Origin of the sequence: Rhodococcus sp. IEGM 1318, assembly GCF_033142465.1 — a bacterium.
Taxonomy (GTDB): domain Bacteria; phylum Actinomycetota; class Actinomycetes; order Mycobacteriales; family Mycobacteriaceae; genus Rhodococcus_F; species Rhodococcus_F qingshengii_B.
This window is the reverse complement of record NZ_JAWLSC010000002.1, coordinates 340219-357473: the sequence shown is the minus strand read 5'-3', so window position 1 is coordinate 357473 and position 17255 is coordinate 340219. Positions and strand designations below refer to the sequence as shown.

General features: G+C 63.0%; 17 protein-coding genes. 7 read left to right on the top strand and 10 right to left on the bottom strand.

Annotated features, from left to right (window positions below):
- Positions 1 to 76: 76 nt before the first annotated feature.
- Positions 77 to 1210 carry a 12-oxophytodienoate reductase gene (locus R4P65_RS05900; RefSeq protein WP_317825800.1) on the bottom strand — a complete coding sequence of 378 codons (1134 nt, stop codon included), beginning with the start codon at positions 1208 to 1210 and terminating at the stop codon, positions 77 to 79.
- Positions 1211 to 1214: 4 nt separating this feature from the next.
- The gene (locus R4P65_RS05895; RefSeq protein WP_019745387.1) at positions 1215 to 1742 is read right to left on the bottom strand and encodes a nuclear transport factor 2 family protein; all 528 of its coding nucleotides are present in this window, start codon (positions 1740 to 1742) and stop codon (positions 1215 to 1217) included.
- 125 nt (positions 1743 to 1867) lie between these two features.
- Here R4P65_RS05895 and R4P65_RS05890 point away from each other — a divergent pair, with 125 nt between their 5' ends.
- Entirely contained in the window at positions 1868 to 2773 is a 906-nt protein-coding gene (locus R4P65_RS05890) for an amidohydrolase family protein (protein ID WP_003940342.1), read from the top strand.
- A gap of 21 nt (positions 2774 to 2794) precedes the next feature.
- Here the strand turns inward: R4P65_RS05890 and R4P65_RS05885 are convergent, their stop codons facing one another.
- Entirely contained in the window at positions 2795 to 3538 is a 744-nt protein-coding gene (locus R4P65_RS05885; RefSeq protein ID WP_019745385.1) for an SDR family NAD(P)-dependent oxidoreductase, read from the bottom strand.
- A gap of 27 nt (positions 3539 to 3565) precedes the next feature.
- On the bottom strand, positions 3566 to 4504 hold the full coding sequence (locus tag R4P65_RS05880) for a 3-oxoacyl-ACP reductase (protein ID WP_214879990.1): 939 nt from the start codon (positions 4502 to 4504) through the stop codon (positions 3566 to 3568).
- Between the two features lie 369 nt (positions 4505 to 4873).
- Between R4P65_RS05880 and R4P65_RS05875 the strand changes: the two genes are divergently transcribed.
- A complete protein-coding gene (locus R4P65_RS05875; protein ID WP_317825799.1) occupies positions 4874 to 6469 on the top strand; it encodes an acyl-CoA synthetase in 1596 nt (531 codons plus the stop codon).
- A gap of 56 nt (positions 6470 to 6525) precedes the next feature.
- Here the strand turns inward: R4P65_RS05875 and R4P65_RS05870 are convergent, their stop codons facing one another.
- The 3 genes from R4P65_RS05870 to R4P65_RS05860 form a co-directional block, all read right to left on the bottom strand.
- On the bottom strand, positions 6526 to 7773 hold the full coding sequence (locus R4P65_RS05870) for an Nramp family divalent metal transporter (protein WP_317825798.1): 1248 nt from the start codon (positions 7771 to 7773) through the stop codon (positions 6526 to 6528).
- 128 nt (positions 7774 to 7901) lie between these two features.
- Positions 7902 to 8393 (bottom strand): nuclear transport factor 2 family protein, encoded by a 492-nt coding sequence (locus R4P65_RS05865; protein ID WP_317825797.1) that lies wholly within the window; start codon positions 8391 to 8393, stop codon positions 7902 to 7904.
- A gap of 32 nt (positions 8394 to 8425) precedes the next feature.
- Entirely contained in the window at positions 8426 to 9301 is an 876-nt protein-coding gene (locus R4P65_RS05860) for a TIGR03619 family F420-dependent LLM class oxidoreductase (protein WP_230815231.1), read from the bottom strand.
- Between the two features lie 138 nt (positions 9302 to 9439).
- Between R4P65_RS05860 and R4P65_RS05855 the strand changes: the two genes are divergently transcribed.
- The 4 genes from R4P65_RS05855 to bphC all read left to right on the top strand — a co-directional run bounded on the left by R4P65_RS05855 (position 9440) and on the right by bphC (position 13610).
- A complete protein-coding gene (locus R4P65_RS05855) occupies positions 9440 to 10348 on the top strand; it encodes an IclR family transcriptional regulator (protein WP_317825796.1) in 909 nt (302 codons plus the stop codon).
- Positions 10349 to 10424: 76 nt separating this feature from the next.
- Positions 10425 to 11294, top strand: a complete 870-nt coding sequence (locus tag R4P65_RS05850; protein WP_019745379.1) for an alpha/beta fold hydrolase — start codon at positions 10425 to 10427, stop codon at positions 11292 to 11294.
- A 181-nt stretch (positions 11295 to 11475) separates the two neighbouring features.
- Complete coding sequence (locus R4P65_RS05845; RefSeq protein WP_003940250.1) at positions 11476 to 12654, top strand: acyl-CoA dehydrogenase family protein; 1179 nt, start codon at positions 11476 to 11478, stop codon at positions 12652 to 12654.
- A 35-nt stretch (positions 12655 to 12689) separates the two neighbouring features.
- Entirely contained in the window at positions 12690 to 13610 is a 921-nt protein-coding gene (bphC, locus tag R4P65_RS05840; RefSeq protein WP_230815234.1) for a biphenyl-2,3-diol 1,2-dioxygenase, read from the top strand.
- 64 nt (positions 13611 to 13674) lie between these two features.
- On the opposite strand, the gene R4P65_RS05835 is transcribed toward bphC, so the two are convergent.
- The 3 genes from R4P65_RS05835 to R4P65_RS05825 form a co-directional block, all read right to left on the bottom strand.
- Positions 13675 to 14988 (bottom strand): bifunctional o-acetylhomoserine/o-acetylserine sulfhydrylase, encoded by a 1314-nt coding sequence (locus R4P65_RS05835; RefSeq protein ID WP_230815235.1) that lies wholly within the window; start codon positions 14986 to 14988, stop codon positions 13675 to 13677.
- A gap of 37 nt (positions 14989 to 15025) precedes the next feature.
- The gene (locus R4P65_RS05830; protein ID WP_230815236.1) at positions 15026 to 15541 is read right to left on the bottom strand and encodes an OsmC family protein; all 516 of its coding nucleotides are present in this window, start codon (positions 15539 to 15541) and stop codon (positions 15026 to 15028) included.
- 241 nt (positions 15542 to 15782) lie between these two features.
- Positions 15783 to 16544: an enoyl-CoA hydratase-related protein gene (locus R4P65_RS05825; protein WP_317825795.1), complete on the bottom strand. Its 762-nt coding sequence runs from the start codon at positions 16542 to 16544 to the stop codon at positions 15783 to 15785.
- A gap of 116 nt (positions 16545 to 16660) precedes the next feature.
- Between R4P65_RS05825 and R4P65_RS05820 the strand changes: the two genes are divergently transcribed.
- Positions 16661 to 17254 carry a TetR/AcrR family transcriptional regulator gene (locus R4P65_RS05820; protein ID WP_003940428.1) on the top strand — a complete coding sequence of 198 codons (594 nt, stop codon included), beginning with the start codon at positions 16661 to 16663 and terminating at the stop codon, positions 17252 to 17254.
- The last annotated feature ends 1 nt before the right edge of the window (position 17255 follow it).

Genomic DNA, 17255 nt, shown 5'->3' with positions numbered 1-17255 from the left:
CGAACATAAAGGCCTTCGGCGGTGTGCGCCTTTTTGGTAGTGCGAACTACCGAAAAGGCGCACAGGGGCGGAGCCCCTAGATCAAGCTGCCCTCATGCACCGCTCGATCGAAAGCCGGCAGCGGACCGCCCGCGCGCAGGGTCGTCGCCAACGCAGGATCGGCGAGATGGAGACGGCCGATCGCAATCAGATCGAACTCACCACTGCCGATGCGCTCCTCGAGTTGCGGGATGTTGTCCACCACCGGCGCAACGCCTTCGATGCGGCTGTCGCGCAGTGACTTTCCGATCCCTACGCTACCGACGGCCATCGTGACGGCACCGGTCAGCTTCTTTGCCCAACCGGCCAGTGAGAGGTCGCTGCCTTCGAAGGCCGGGACGTCGAAGCGCCTGATGCTGGCATCGAGAACGTCGACTCCGGCGTCGACCAGCGCGCCCAGGATGACGCCCAACTCCTCGGGGGTCTCCGCGATCTTCGCGGTGAAATCCTGCTGCTTGTGCTGCGAGAAACGGTAGATGATCGGCAGATCCGGTCCGATGGCCGCGCGGATCGCAGCGACGACGGCGGCCGGGAACTTGGTACGACGCTCCAGGTCGCCGCCCCACGCGTCGTCGCGCTGGTTGGTGCCCTTCCAGAAGAAGGAATCGAGGAGGTAGCCGTGACCGCCGTGGATCGCGATACCGTCGAAGCCGAGTTCGACGGCGTGCTTCGCGCTACGGACATACGCGTCGATGACGTCCTGGATGTCCTGCTCGGTCATCGCTTCGGTGCTCGCCTGCGCGCGTTCGACGTAGGCAGCGGAGTACGAGGTGACGCCGAGCGGGCCCCATTCACCGGAGGGGCGCATCGGCTTGAGTGAAGGGTCCATCTGCGTCATCGCGCCCCACAGCGGTCCGACGTGCCAGAGCTGAGGCACGATCTTGCCGCCCGCCGCGTGCACGTCGTCGACGACCTTGCGCCATCCAGCCTGCGCAGCGGGGGTGTGGAGGTTGGGGACGTTGGCGTGATCGACAGCCGTCTCGTGATCGATCGCGACGCCTTCGGTGACGATCAACCCGGTGCCGCCCTCAGCGCGTCGGCGGTAGTAGTCGGCAACGTCGCTGCCGGGCACACCTTCGATGGAGTACGTGCGCGTCATCGGCGACATGACTATTCGGTTGGACAGTTCGAGCGAACGGATGCGGAGCGGTTGGAACAGCGGGTTGGTCACTTCGTCACAGCGCTTTCATGAATCGGAAGAATCCGGGGTCCTGGTCGACACGGAGCCGGGTGAGGGTTCGGTAGCTGATCAGCCACTTGCCGTCTTCTTTGCGGTATTCCTCGTGGTAGTGGCCGTAGCCGTGCAGGTGTAGTTCTTTCTCGCCGTCGTTCCACCACAGCATGTCTTCCATCGCCCAGATACCGGTTGCGGTGGTGGGTGAGGTCAGCACGATTTCGGGAGTGTGTGCGTGGTGCGCCGTGGTGAGGGGGATGTCGCCGTCGAGCATGTTCCGAATTGCCGCGGTGAGTTTGTCGATGCCCACTACCTGGTTCGAGGTGTCACCGGTCTTGGGTTGCTTGTCTGTCGGGAGTCCGCCCCACGTCTCGCTGACGACGTCTGCGGTGTGCAGGGTTGGGTAGACGTGCCACTGCTTGGTGTCCATGCAGCGTAGGCGCGCGGCGAAGACACGTTTGATTTCCTCGATTGCGAGCAGTTCCTCGACGGCACTGATCGATCCCACTTCGGACTCGGCCTGAGACATTCAACCTCCAACGGTGATCGGCAAGATGGGTTCACATTCGGGTGCTCAACGCGGGCCGTCAACGACCTGTCCCGGTGAGCGCGACGGCACTCGGTATGGTCGAGCGAACGAAAGGGGTGTCAGACGTGTGTACCGAAGAGGTCCCATCGACCGGACCGGAGGAGATCGCCGAGGTTCGGGCTTTCTGGCGCGAGTTGGGTGTTCCGGGCGTGATCGACGTCCATACCCATTTCATGCCGAAGAGCGTCATGGACAAGGTGTGGGGCTACTTCGATTCGGCGGGACCGATGATCGGTCGACCATGGCCGATCGCGTACCGACTTGCCGAGGAGGAGCGGGTACATCGTCTCCGCGAGTTCGGTGTCCGGGCTTTCACGTCGATGATCTACCCGCACAAGCACGCGATGGCCGAGTGGCTCAATCAGTGGGCCGTCGAATTTGCCGCGCAAACACCTGATTGCCTGCACACGGCCACGTTCTATCCCGAGGAGTCGGCGGCGTCGTACGTCGGAAAGGCCCTGGAGTCGGGCGCGCGAATCTTCAAGTCCCACATCCAGGTCGGAAACTACGATCCGAACGACCCTCTGCTCGACAAGGTCTGGGGTCAGCTCGAGGACTCCGAGACGCCCATCGTGATTCACTGTGGATCGGGACCGGCGCCGGGGGAGTACACGGGACCCGACCGCATTGCTTCGCTGCTCGCACGGTACCCGCGCCTGTCTTTGATCGTCGCCCACATGGGGATGCCCGAGTACAGCGAATTCCTCGATCTGGCAGAGGCTTACGGCAACGTCCGCCTGGATACGACCATGGCGTTCACCGATTTCACGGAAGAGCAGTGCGCCTTCCCGAAGGCAGACGTTTCACGGCTCGTCGACATGCAGGACCGGATTCTGTTCGGTAGCGACTTCCCGAACATTCCGTACCCGTATCTCACAGCCTTGCAAGCGGTTACGCGCTTCGATCTCGGAGACGAATGGCTGCGAGCCGTCGTGCACGACAACGCTGCGAAACTCTTCTCGGTGAGCTGAGCCCACCGAGAAGTATTTCGCTCATCGCAATTTGATGCTGCCGCCGTCGGCCATCAATGTCTGTCCGGTCATGTACTTGGAGTCCTCGCTCGCCAGGAATACCACGACGGGAGCGATGTCGGTTTCGGGATCACCGATGCGTCCGAGAGGTACCTTGGCAACCGATGCGGCTGCGCGCTCGGGGAAGGCTTCCTGCCACTTGACGACGCCTTCGGTGGCGGCGAACGGGCAGACCACGTTGACCCGAATACCTTCTGGCGCCCACTCGTTGGCGACGACGCGCGTCAGGCCTCGCACAGCTTCCTTGGCCGCAGCGTAGGACGTCTGGGTGGGCATTCCGTCCAAACCTGAACCCGATGCGAAGTTGACGACCGAACCCTTGGTCTTCGCGAGTTCGTCGTGGCACGCCTGCATGAGGTGGACAACGGGGTAGAAACCGGTGTTGAAGGACAGGTCGAACATGTCCTGCGTGGTTTCGAGCAACGGAGCCTGACGGGACGCGTGAGCGTTGTTCACCAGGATGTCGAGCTTGCCGAAAGCTTCGAGCGCGGCGTCACGGATCTGCTCGGCCGAACCGGCGGCAGCAAGGTCGACGTTCAGGAACTTGCCGGAGCCGGCTAGTTCTTGTTCGAGGGCCTGGCCCTGCTCGTCGTTGATGTCGACGAACAGGACCTTCGCGCCTTCACGGGCGAAGACTCGGGTGATGGCACGACCGATTCCACCGGCGCCGCCGGTGACGATCGCTACCTTGCCGTTCAACCTCATGAAAACGCTCCTCTTCGTCAGTGCTGCTTAAACTGTTGCGGTCTCGTCGACTGCAAGTGCGATCTTTTCGAGGCCGGCGACGCTGTAGGCGGCGTAGGTCTCGTACGGTCCGCGGCCTGAGAAGTAGGACGAGAGCTGGCCACCGAGCTCTTCGACCGTGAACGCGGATCCGGCTGCGTCGAAACGATTCTCGACCTTGGGTGCTTCCATCAACGCCACCATCTTGCCGTAGACGACAAAGACCTGGCCGTTGATCTCGTCGGAATCGGGGGATGCGAGGTAGCTGACCAGGGTCGCGACGCGCTCGGGTGCAAGCGGATCGAGGCCGCTTACGCCGGTGTTGTTCTCGCCGAAGGCTTCTGCCGTCATGGCGGTGCGGGCGCGGGGGCAGATCGCGTTGGTGCGGACGCCGTAGCGGGAGAGGCCTGCTGCGCTCGAGAGCGTCAGAGCGGTGATACCGGCCTTGGCTGCCGAGTAGTTGGGCTGTCCGGCGCTGCCGAAGAGGAAGGCCTCGGAAGAGGTGTTGATGATGCGGCCGTAGACCGGTGCGTCGGCTGCCTTGCTGGCTGCGCGCCAGTGGACTGCGGCTGCGTGCGAGGTGGCGGCGTGACCCTTGAGGTGCACGCGGATGACGTCGTCCCAATCGGATTCGGTCAGGTTGAAGATCATCTTGTCGCGCAGAATGCCTGCATTGTTGACGAGGATGTCGAAGGATCCGAAGTTCTTGACAGCTTCTTCGATGATGCGCCCGCCGAGCGACCAGTCGGAGACGTCGCCGGTGATGGCGAGTGCCTGTCCACCTGCGGCCTTGATCTCGTCGACCACATCGTTGGCCGCTGCACCCATGTCGTTGACGATGACGGCTGCGCCGGCAGCGGCGAGTCCGAGTGCCTCGGCGCGACCCAGCCCGGCACCGGCGCCGGTGACGGCGGCAACTTTGCCTTCCAAGCTCAGTGATTGCGTCATGTCGTGCTCCTTCGATCCGGTCTGGCGAGTAGGTTCAACAAAATTAGTATTCATTCTAATTTGAAGTCGAGAGTTCGGTTGTCGTTCCGAAAAAATCATTCGAGCAAAATCAGAATTAGTTCTAGTTTTGAGCAGAAGGTCGGCCGAAAGACGAGTAGTCTCACTGAGCGGGAGCGGTGATCTGGGTCACGAGCGGCGCATGCCACCTTGGGTCGACGCGGCGATCCCACCGCGTACGCATTTGCGTCACCACCGATCCGCTCAGTTCTCGGCCGCCTTCGTCGGCACCAGGGTCGGATAGTTCTCACCGAAAACGCAGTACGGTCGGTCCCGAATTCACCGGGCCGGACATCAAGGAAGGCACCAGTAGTGTCACTGAATTTGGCAGATCTGTACGAGGGCATTTCGGATTTGATTCCGGACCGCACGGCGCTCGTGTGCGATGGCCGTCGTCGCACCTACATCGAACTGGACGAAGGATCGAACCGCATTGCCCGCCACTTGGCGAGTGTCGGTGTCGGGCCGGGCGATCACGTCGCTCTGCACATGCGCAACAGCATCGAGTTCGTGGAAAGTTTGCTCGGTTGCCTCAAGATCCGAGCGGTCCCGATCAACGTCAACTATCGCTACGTCGACGCCGAACTGACCTACCTGTACAACGATTCGCAGTCGGTAGCACTGATCGTGGACGAGGAGTTCATTTCCGTCGTGGAGGCGGTTCTCCCGGCCGCACCCGGCATCAAACACGTCGTTGTCGTCGGCGAGTCAGCCGTCCGCGATATCGAAGGCGTCGACATCGTTCGATATGCCGACGCTGCCGCGGAGCAGTCCGTCACTCGTGACTTCGCGCCCCGCAGCAACGACGACCTCTTTGTCATCTACACCGGCGGCACGACGGGTATGCCCAAGGGCGTCATGTGGCGTCACGAGGACTTCTACTTCGCGGCGCTCACCGGAGGAAATCCGTTCGGTCCGCCGCACACCACCGCTGAAGCTCTGTACGCCGCGGTCCCGAACGTGCCCGCGATGAACATGCTCAGCACTGCACCCCTGATGCACGGTGCGGCGTCGTACTCGCTGTTCACCGGATTCTTCATGGGTGGCAACGCAATTCTGATGGCGCGGTTCGACGCGAAGACGACCCTGCAGCTCGCCGGGAGTGAGAAGGCCGTCTCCATCACCGTCGTCGGAGATGCGATGGCGCGTCCGCTCGCAGACGAATTGGCTGCGAACGCAGCAGATTACGACCTCAGCACGGTCGGAATGGTCTCGTCCGGCGGAGCCTTGTTCTCGCTCTCACTGCGGGAGCAGCTCAAGTCGATACTTCCGAACCTGGTGATCCGCGACGGATTCGGCTCCTCGGAGTCGGGCGTCGACGGCAATCTCGAGATCGGCGAAGACGGCCTGATGCGCATCGCCGCTCGCGACGAGACCCGCGTCGTGGACGAAAGGATGCGGCCGCTGGAGCCCGGATCCCCCGAGACCGGTTACATCGCTCGCAGTGGTCACGTGCCTGTCGGCTACTTCAATGATCCGGTCAAGACCGCGGCTACGTTCCCGGTGATCGACGGGGTGCGGATGTCGGTGCTCGGCGACGTCGGACGCGTGGAAGCCGACGGCTCGATCGTCTTGCTGGGACGTGGTTCTCAGTGCATCAACACCGGCGGGGAGAAGGTGTATCCGGAAGAGGTCGAGCAGGCGCTCAAGAGTCACCCGGCGGTGCTCGACGCTTTGGTCGCGGGAATTCCGGATGCGAAGTTCGGTGAGCGCGTCGCTGCGGTCATCACGACCCGCGAAGGCTTCGACGTCCCGGACGCTGCCGAGATCGGTGAGCATTGCGCGTCGCAGGTCGCTCGGTACAAAGTGCCGCGCACCGTCATGAACGTTCCGTCGATCAGGCGTTCTCCCAGCGGAAAGGCCGACTATCGCTGGGCCAAGGCCACTCTCGCCGAGCAAGTCTCCTAGTCCGGCCGGAGCCGTCCAGCGCGTTTGTGAGGGACGCGTTGGGTGGCTCCGGTGCTCTAGCCTGTCACCGTCAGAACCAGCAGAGCGACGTTGAGTGCAACGATCAAGCCCGCCGCAATCCACGCCGCGACGGTCGTGAGCGGGGCATTGCGCGCGTCGCCCATGAGTTCGGGGTCCGAGGTCATTCGCACCAGCGGGATGATCGCGAAGGGGATGCACAGGCTCAAGACCACCTGGCTGAGCACGAGTGCCAGCGTCGGGTCGACGCCGAGTCCGAGCACGATCAGTGCCGGGATGAGAGTGGCGATTCGGCGTGTGATCACCGGAATGCGAATGGCCAGAAGACCATGCATGATCTCGGCGCCGGCCGCGCATCCCACGGAGGTCGACGCGAGTCCGGAGGCGAGGAGGCCGATCGCAAACACCACGGCTACGCCCGGGCCGAGCGAATTCTCGATCGCGGCATGCGCACCGTCGATGGTGTCGGTGCCGGGTACTCCGCGCAGCGCCGAAGCGGCCAGAAGCAGCATGCCGATGTTCACGCCACCGGCGATGATCAAGGCGACGACGACATCCCAGCGGGTGACTTTGAGTAGTCGCTGCAACCGTGGCCCGGGTTTGATGTGGCCGTGGCGATCACGCGCCAACGCGGAGTGCAGGTAGATCGCGTGCGGCATGACCGTGGCTCCGAGCATGCTGGCGGCGAGCAGTACGGTCTCGGTTCCCTCGAAGCGGGGGACCAGTCCCGCGACTGCTTCGCTCCCGGAGACGTCGGTGAAGGCGAGCCCGGTCAGGAAGCCGATGGTGATGATGGCCAGCAATCCCATGACCACGAACTCGAAAGTGCGCTGTCCGCGCCGACTTTGGATCGTCAGGATCACCATCGACACGCATCCGGTGATCAGTCCGCCGAGGAAGAGCGGGATGTTGAAGAGCAGGTTGAGTGCGATGGCGCCGCCGATGACTTCGGCGACGTCGGTCGCGATCGCCATCATCTCGGCCTGGAGCCAGAACGCGCGACGGTTGTTCTTACGCAGGCGCTGACCCAGCATTTCGGGCAAGGATCTGCCGGAGACCAACCCGAGTTTCGCGGACAGATACTGCACTAGGACGGCCATCGCGTTGGCGAGGACGAGCACCCAGATTAGGAGATAGCCGTACTTCGCGCCGGCTGTGAGGTTGGCGGCGACGTTGCCCGGATCGACGTACGCAATTGCCGCGACGAACGCCGGACCGAGCAGAGCGATGGATCTCCCCGTAGGTCGTCGGCGCGGAGTCGTCGGCTCTTGCGTACTGGTGCTCATCGGTCTCCTGGTCACACGTACTCGGACCTGTTGGTTCGAATAAGTGAACTATAGAGTTCGGGTAGCCGAACTTTCAACAGCTGTGCGCGGTCAGTGACCGCAGAGGGTCCTTAACCGCGCACAGGGGGTTAGGCCGTCACTCCGGCGGCCAGCAGGGCGCGAGCCTCGGGTCGGCCGTCGAGGAGGGCGTTGGTGCGCAGCTCGACCTTCCACTCGCCGTCCGTCTTGATCAGCTCCCAACGGTTTGCCGTGATGCGGAGGACTTTGAACCCCGTCGGGTTCTCGGGATCCTTGATCACCAATTGCGAATGGCAGGTAGCGACGGCCTTGTTGCCGTCGATGCGGACGTGCGCGGGCGTCATCATGTGAGCCGCGCCGTTCATGATCCAGTTCTGGTGAGAGGCACTGTGAACCATGGCCCGCAGTTCGCCGCGGCCGTGCATCGCGCCGGTGTCGACGTCGTAGACACCGTCCTCGAGCCACAGGTTCGCGACCTGGTCGGCTGATCCGCTGTCGACGGCGGGACTGTACGTGGTCAGCAGCTCGGTGATCGCGAGCTTGTCCTCGAGCAATTCCACTCGGGCGAGCAGGGATTCGATCAGGGCGGTCGAGTCGGTCATCGGTACGTCCTTTGCGTAGGAAGGTTGACGAATCATGGGGTGGTGAAAGCGAAGCCCTCGGCGAAGGCGATTCGGTGAAGTTCCTCGAGTTGTTCGCAGTAGTGTTCTGCGCTTCTGGCGCTGATCGAGCAACTGGCGATGGTCGCCCCGGCGTCGCGGACGCGTGTCAAGGCGCGGACGCTGGATTCGCGATTGCCGAGGGGATCGAGCGGCGCACCGGCGGGAAGCACTACGTCGAATCCGTCGGGGAGCGTCGTGGCGTCGAGCATTTCCTTCAGTTCGGAGAATCGCAGCCCGAACGGCACCCACCCGTCGCCGTGTGTGGTGGCCCGGCGCAACGATCTCTTGGTCCGGCCGCCGATCCAGAGGGGCACACGTTTCTGGACGGCATGGGGTTCGACGACAAATCCGGAGTAGTCGTAGAACTCGCCGTGATACTCCGGAGTCGGAGTCGACAGTGATGCTCGAAGTGCGGCGAGAGCGTCGTCGGCACGCGCTCCTCGGTCGACGAACGGAGCATTTATGAGATCGAATTCTTGTTTCAGAGTCCCCACTCCGAGCCCGAGTATCAAGCGTCCGTTGCTGACGCGATCAAGCGTTCCGTAGCGCTTGGCGATCTCGAGGGGGTGGTGATAACCCAGTACCAGCACCTGCGTCGCCAGCAGGATTCGTGACGTACGTGCGGCGAGAAAACCGAGGGTGGCGAGCGGATCCCAGTAGGTTCCGCCACGTTCGGTGGCGATCTCCTCTGGAACCGCCACATGTTCACTGCAGGTCAGATGGTGGAAACCGAGTCGATCCGCCGCGGCCGCAATTGTGGCAATCTCACCGATGTCGGCGCTCGCCTCCCACTCCGAACGCGTGCTCGGGTGCTGAATCAGGACCGGCGTGACGATTCCCAGGTGCATCGGGCGTTTATAACCCTCCCGCTCACGCGGAGGCAGGTGAATTACCGCTGATCGGGATCGAAAAGGTTGATTCACTTTCCAGAAACTGTGACCTGGGTTATAGTCGGTAGAATCAATTCCAGTTTTCGGGAGGCGTCCATGACCATCGTTGACATGAACGACACACTGTCCACCGTCCAGACCGCCGCCGAGCAACCCAAGAAGGATCTGCCGCCGTCGATGGTCGAGCGGATGACACTGATTCTCGACGCCTTCGACGGCCGCGCTGCGCGGCTGACGCTGGAAGAGGTCGCGTGCCGCACTCAGTTGCCGCGGTCCACCGTCCACCGCATTCTCGATCAGCTCGTCAAGCTGGACTGGGTCGATCACGCATCGTTCGGCTATTGCCTCGGGCGCCGCGCGCTCGGCCTCGGTGGTGGCGACGGCGGCCACAGCCAGATCCGCGAAGCCGCAGCGCCGCTTCTGCACGAACTGCACCTGCAGACCGGCATGGTTGTTCATCTGTCGGTGCTCGACGGGCGCGAGAGCGTCTACCTCGACAAGGTCGGCGGGCGGTTCGCCGCGGCGTTACCGTCCCGCGTCGGCGGCAGAGTGCTCGCTCATTCGACGGCCGGCGGCAAGGCGATGCTGGCGTGGATCGACCCCGAGCGTGTCGACGCTCTGTTCGGGTCGGGTCTTCCCCGCTGCACCGAGAACACGATCACCGACGTCGCGGTGCTCCATCAGGAACTGAACCGGATCCGTCAGCGTCGGGGACTGGCCTTCGAGCGCGGTGAGTCGGCGCGTGGGGTCGCTTGTGTGGCGTCGGCGATTCGCGGACACGAGGGTCCCGTCGGCAGCATCGCGTTGTGTGGTGACATGCGGACCGCTCAGCTCGAGCGAGTTGCTCCGCTGGTCGTCGACGCGGCTCGCGAGGTCTCGCGGACGTTGTACCCCGAACTGGGCGCTCCTCGCCGCGGCCGCAAGACGCCTCCCGTTCCGACCAATACGTTCTCGGCGGAGACGATGGATCGCCTGCTGGCAGCGTCGTCCGACCACTGGATCTGACGTATTTAGATCGACTTGTCTCGCTGATCGGGACGAGTCATAGCAGCTCAGCGGCACTGATGGCACCGTTCGGACCATGACGACTGAACTGAGCTACGAGGGAACCCTGAAGGAACTGCAGACCGATCTCGGTGTGCTCCGGTACCACGAAGCCGGCGACGGCCCGCCGCTCCTGCTGCTGCACGGTTCGGGCCCCGGTGTCACCGGTTGGCGTAATTACCGCGGCGTTCTCGCGGACTTCGCGGAGCACTTCCACTGCTACGTTCTCGAGTTCCCCGGATTCGGCGTCAGCGATCCCGGCCCCGACCACCCGATGATGATGGCGCAGGCATCGGTGGGGATGTTCCTCGACGGCCTCGGCCTCGGACCTGTCCACATGATCGGCAACTCCATGGGCGGCATCGTCGCCACCAAGGTCGCGATCGACGAACCACACCGGGTGAGCAAGCTCGTCACCATCGGCGGCATGGGCAAGAACACCTTCTCTCCCGGCCCTGGTGAAGGCATCAAACTTCTCATGGAGTTCACCGACAACCCCACCCGCGAAGCACTGGTCCGGTGGCTGCACTCGATGGTCTTCGACCGCGCGGTCGTCACCGAGCAGCTCATCGAAGAGCGCTGGGCCCTGGCCACCGAGCCGACGACGCTCGAGATCGCCCGACGTATGTACAGCAGCAAGGCCATGGCCGCCATGGGCGCGGCTGCCGCTGCGTCGACCGCCGTGCCGTACTGGGCGCAGCTGAACAAGATCAAGGCGCCGACGCTGTTGACCTGGGGACGCGACGACCGCGTCAGCCCCGTGGACATGGCGATACTGCCGATGCGCGACATCCCCAACGGCGAAGTTCACATCTTCCCCAACTGCGGACACTGGACGATGATCGAGGCCCGTGACGCCTGGGTCGCGTCCGTTCTGGCATTCCTGACGCGTCCAGAAGGCAAGTAAGGGGCTTCGCCCCCGTGCGCCTTTTTGGTAGCTCCCACTACCAAAAAGGCGCACAGGGGGTGCTCCCACTCACCGGGAAGCGTTTCTGCACTTCGGCGGGCTACCTGCCACCGTTTCACCAACAGATTTTCATTCTGCCCAGGCACTCGCCGGGTAGCGAAACCAGAAAGCCGGAAAAATCATGGGTCAGGTTCTGGACAACATCTCACAGTTCGCCGACGAGATCCGCGCCGACGGAGTCGAGGGCGACAAGCTGATGCGCTTGACGGACGGCAGCGCGAAGCGCCTGCGCGACTCCGGCGTCATCCGGATGTTCCAGCCGAAGGAGTTCGGAGGCCTCGAGGCGCATCCGCGTGAATTCGCCGAGACGGCAATGGCTATCGGCGCGATGGACGGTGCCACCGGCTGGGTCAGCGGCATCGTCGGTGTTCATCCGTGGGAGCTTGCGTTCTTCGACCGCAAGGCTCAGGAAGAGGTGTGGGGAACCGATCCCGATACGTGGATGGCGTCACCGTATGCGCCGATGGGCGTGGCGAGGCCGGTCGAGGGTGGCTACATCCTCAATGGTCGCTGGTCGTTCTCCTCGGGTACCGATCATTGTGACTGGATCATGATCGGCGCGATGGTCGGTGACGAGTCCGGTAAGCCGTTGATGCCGCCGAAGCACCTGCACGTACTGCTGCCGCGCTCCGATTACGACATCGACCAGGACAGCTGGAATGTCGTGGGCCTGCGCGGAACCGGGTCGAAGGACCTGATCGTCAAGGACGCGTTCCTGCCCACCTACCGCACGATCGACGCCGGAAAGGTGTACGACGGGACGGCGTGGAAGGAAGCGGGCCGTACGGAGACGTTGTACAAGTTCCCGTTCTCGTGCATTTTCCCGCTGGGAATCACCTCGTCGTTGATCGGTATCGCCGAGGGTGCGTTGGCGTGCAACATGGCGGCGCAGCGTGAGCGGGTGACGGTCAGTGGTGTTCCGATCAAGGAAGATCCGTACGTGCTGTTCGCGATCGGTGAGGCGGCGGCCGAGATCGCTGCTTCTCGGGCTGCGATCTTGGAGACGGTGGATCGTTTCTGGGACATGACGGAGAAGGGGCAGGAAGTTTCGTTCGAGCTTCGTGCGATCGGTCGGCGTACGCAGACTGCTGCGGCGTGGCGGGCGGTGCGCGCGGTGGACGAGATCTTTGCTCGTTCCGGTGGTGGCGCTTTGCAGTTGAACACGCCGATGCAGCGGTTCTGGCGTGATGCGCATGCCGGTTTGGCGCATGCGATCCACGTACCCGGTTCGATTTTCCATGCGTCGACGCTCTCGCAGCTCGGTGGCGAACCGCAAGGCATCCACCGCTCGATGATCTAGTCCCACAATTACTCTCGAAGCAAGGACGGTTAGGCATGACTGAAATTCGGGGCCTGGGGTATCTCAGGATCCAGACGCAGGACGTGGCTCGCTGGCGCGAGCTCGTGGTCGACGGACTCGGCCTCGCGGTCGGTAGTGGCCCAGAAGCCGACGGCCTCTACTTGCGCCTGGACGAGCGTCGTGCGCGACTGATCGTCCTGCCCGGTGAGACCGACAAGGCCCTCGCAGTGGGCTGGGAAGTGCGAGATCATTTCGCGCTCCAGCGCGTTCGTGAAGCAGTAGAGAAGGCCGGAGTCGAGGTCGAGGTCCTCTCCGAGGTCGACGCAAGCTACCGCGATGCCGAGCAGGTCATCGCATTCGACGATCCCAACGGCAATCGCGTCGAGGTCTTCTTCGGACCGGTGCTCGACCACAGCCCGTTGGTCACCCCGCACGGCGGCCGTTTCGTCACCGGCGATCAGGGCCTCGGCCATGTGGTGCTTCCAGTTACGCGTTTCGACGAGGCGTACACCTTCTACACCGAGGTGCTCGGATTCCTCCCGCGCGGTTCCATCCGTCTCGGCGGTATCGATGCACCGCCGCCGGCTCGCCGCGTTCGCTTCATGGGTGTCAACTCGCGCCACCACAGCCTGGCGCTATGCCCGGCGCCGCCGGTTGACGAGCCCGGTCTCGTGCATCTGATGATGGAAGCCGAGACTCTCGACGCGGTAGGTCAGGCTCTCGATCGTGTTGCCAAGCTCGGCTTCTCGATCTCCTCGACGTTGGGTCGCCACACGAACGACAAGATGGTGTCGTTCTACGTGCGCGCACCGGGTGGCTGGGATCTCGAGTTCGGTTGCGAAGGCATGCTTGTCGACGAAACCTTCTACACCGCTGAGGAAATCACGGCGGACAGCTACTGGGGCCACGACTGGTCCGACAGTGAACCGCTGGCCGCGTTCACTCCCAAGAGCTAGTTCTGGCGCAACGAAAAAGCTCGGTCCCGACGCTTGTCGGGACCGAGCTTTTTCGTGTGCTTGATCAGGAAGCTGCTGCTGCCAAACCGGTTTCGAGGTCGGCGAGGATGTCGTCGATTCCTTCGATACCGACCGCGAGGCGGACGAGTCCCGGGGTGACGCCCGAAGCGAGCTGTTCCTCGGGGGTGAGCTGCGAGTGCGTCGTCGAGGCGGGGTGGATGACGAGTGAGCGAACGTCACCGATGTTGGCGACGTGGCTGTGCAGCGTCAGTGCGTTGACGAACTTCTTGCCTGCATCGACTCCACCGGCGAGCTCGAACGCGACGATGGCGCCGGTTCCCTTGGGTGCCAGCTGCTTTCCGCGCTCGTGCCAGGGTGAGGATTCCAGTCCGGCGTACGCGACCGACGTGACTTCGGCGCGGCCCTCGAGGAATTTCGCGACCTTCTGGGCGTTGGACACGTGGCGCTCGATGCGCAGGCTCAAGGTTTCGATGCCCTGCGAGATGAGGAAGGCGTTGAACGGTGCGATGGCCGAACCGAGGTCGCGCAGAAGCTGAACGCGTGCTTTGAGGGCGTAGGCGGGTGCACCGAGATCGGCGAAGGTGACGCCGTGGTAGCTGGGATCCGGGGTGGTGAAGTTGGTGTGGCGACCCTGCGTCCAGTCGAAGGTGCCACCGTCGACGATGACGCCGGCGATCGCGGTGCCGTGTCCGCCAAGGTATTTGGTGGCGGAGTGGACGACGATGTCAGCGCCGTGCTTCAGCGGCTGAATGAGGTAAGGAGTTGCCACCGTGTTGTCCACGATCAGGGGGATGCCGTGCTCATGGGCGACTGCGCTGATGCCGGGGATGTCGAACACGTCGTTCTTGGGGTTGGAGATGGTTTCGCCGTAGAACGCCTTCGTGTTCGGACGGATGGCTGCACGCCAGTGCTCGAGGTTGTCCGGGTCTTCGACGAAGTCGACGGTGATACCCAGCTTGGGCAGCGTGTAGTGGAAGAGGTTGTACGTGCCGCCGTACAGACGAGGGCTGGAGACGATGTGGTCGCCGGCCTCGGCAATGTTGAGGATCGCGAAGGTCTCGGCGGCCTGACCCGACGCAACCAGCAGAGCCGCGACCCCGCCTTCGAGGGCGGCGATGCGCTGCTCGACGGCATCCTGCGTCGGGTTCATGATGCGGGTGTAGATGTTGCCTGGCTCGGCGAGGCCGAAGAGCGCCGCCGCATGGTCGGTGCTGTCGAAGACATAGCTGGTGGTCTGGTAGATCGGAAGCGCCCGAGCGTTGGTCGCGCTGTCCGGGCCCTGTCCGGCGTGAACCTGCTTGGTTTCGAATGACCAATCGGCGGTCGGATCGGTGTCGACGGGGGTGTTCTCGCTCATGAATTCATACTCCGTGGTGAAGGTGGGTTGGTGCGGGTCAGGCGGTTTCGACGACTGTATGCACTGGGACGGGATTTCGGGTGAGATCGAGTACGGGGCAGTGGGCGTCGACCGCCTCCTGCAACTCCAGGTATCGCTCGCGAGTTTCCGGGCCGGTCAGGGTCACCACGACGCGGACCTCGGAGAAACCTGGGCGGACGGCGTCGTCGAAGCCGAAGAATCCACGAACGTCGAGGTCGCCTTCTGCCCTGGCCGAGATGTCGTCGAGCGCGATACCGAGCTTGTCCGCCCACACGCGGTAGGTAACCACCTGGCAGGAGAGCAGGGATGCGAGGTAGTACTCGACAGGATTGGCTGCGGTGTTCGCGCCGCCGAGGGCCGGCGGTTCGTCGACCTCGACGCTGTACTTACCGAGAGAAATGGTGCTGGCAACGGCGTCGTGTGCCTGAGCGGAAGCCTTGAAGACGACGTGCGCTTTGCTTGTGTCCTTGTCGATGGCGTCGGCGTTGGCTGCTACGACGGAACTCAGGTGCGAGATGGAAGCGGTGGTCATGACAGGAATGTCCCCTGATCTGGGTGTACATACGAGAATCGACGTGAGCGGCGCTCACGTCGTAGGTCCGATCAGTAGATCGGACACCCGGATGTACAGACGTGCGCAAAATCGACATGGCGTCGCCGCGTCAGCAGCGTGCCCGTCTCGTATGCGCCAATTCCCGTCACGGAAGAGACTGTAACCGGTTCACACCCTTTCCGACCAGCCCTGTAGGAAATCTGTCTCGGATCGTGGTCGCTCATGCGGGCGGCAGTCCGCTCCATCGGGGTGTCCGACGACCCGCAAAGGCGTCGAGTCCTTCGGCGATGTCTGGGGAACGCAACACTGCTTCCTTGGCATCGTCGGTGACGTTCCATCCGACGGCATCGGCTTCGGCGTAGAGTGCGTCGATCGCCTTCAGGCTCAAGCTCACCGAGGTTGGGGAGGAATCGCAGATCTCGGCCGCCATCACCAACGCCTCGTCGAATGCCTTTCCTGGCGCAGTGACTGCGTTGACGACGCCGAGGTCCCTGGCCCGTATGGGATCGAGTGTGCGGCCGGTGATCAGGAGTTCGCGGGCGATGTTGATCGGGAGTGTCCGAGGCGCCCGAAAGAGTGCACCGGACGTCGCAACCAAACCGCGTTTGGTTTCGGGAAGGCCGAATTGTGCTGTGGCAGAGGCGACGATGAGATCGCAGGCTAAAGCGATTTCGAAACCTCCACCCAGTGCGTATCCCTCGACGGCAGCAATCAGGGGCTTGTTCCGCTGACGCCGGATCACGCCGTACTCACCGCCGCGGGGCATACGAAGGTCGGCGCGTTCGCGGATATCGGTTCCGGCGCAAAAGATGTTGGGGGTTCCGGTGATTATGCCGACCCACAGGGATGGGTCGTCGTCGAGAAGGTTCAGTGCGTCTTCGATTCCCTCGGCAGTTTCGCGATTGATCGCGTTACGACGTTCTTCGCGTTCGATCCTGACGATGAGGACGCGGTCGTGGCGTTCGGTGGAAACAGTCGACATAATTGGACTGTAGTCCATCTATCGAAGGGGTGGTGCGTTACCTGACGGGGCGGACGTTGGACACATTCCGGACTGTGGCGAAGACTGTGTGCTGAGGCGGAGAAAGGCAGGTCGACGTGATTTCCAAACGAGAACAGAACAAGCGCGACACCAACGACAGGTTGCTCTCGGCTGCTCGAATTCTGTTCTCGGCGCAGGGTTTCGCCAGCACGACCGTCGACGACATCGCCGAGCGAGCCGAGGTGTCGCGAGCCACCTTCTTCAACTACTTCCAGGGCAAGGACTCGGTCCTCGAGGCGCTGCACAGTGATCATCTCGATCAGCTTGCGGCACTGGTAGATCAGCTCATGGAATCGCCGATGCCGACTTCTGATCGCATCTCCCGGATTTTTCAGGACTTTGCGCAGCAAGCGATCATGCATCCGCGCTATCTGCGCATGGTGACTGCAGAACTCGAGCGCGACTTCGCCTCCTCTGGAGCGGGGGCGGCCCACGATCATCGGTTCCACGTGGAACTTCTGCGGATCGTCACTGCCGGTATCGAAGCCGGCGAAGTGAGATCGGACTACCCGCCGCTGTTTCTCGCGCAGATGATCGGTGGTACCTACGGGGCGTTGGTCCGCTTCTGGCGGCAAGACGCCGATTACGACGTGGTCGGCGAATTCGATCGCGGAGCCAGGTACGTCGCGGAAGGCATCGCTGCCCGCTGAT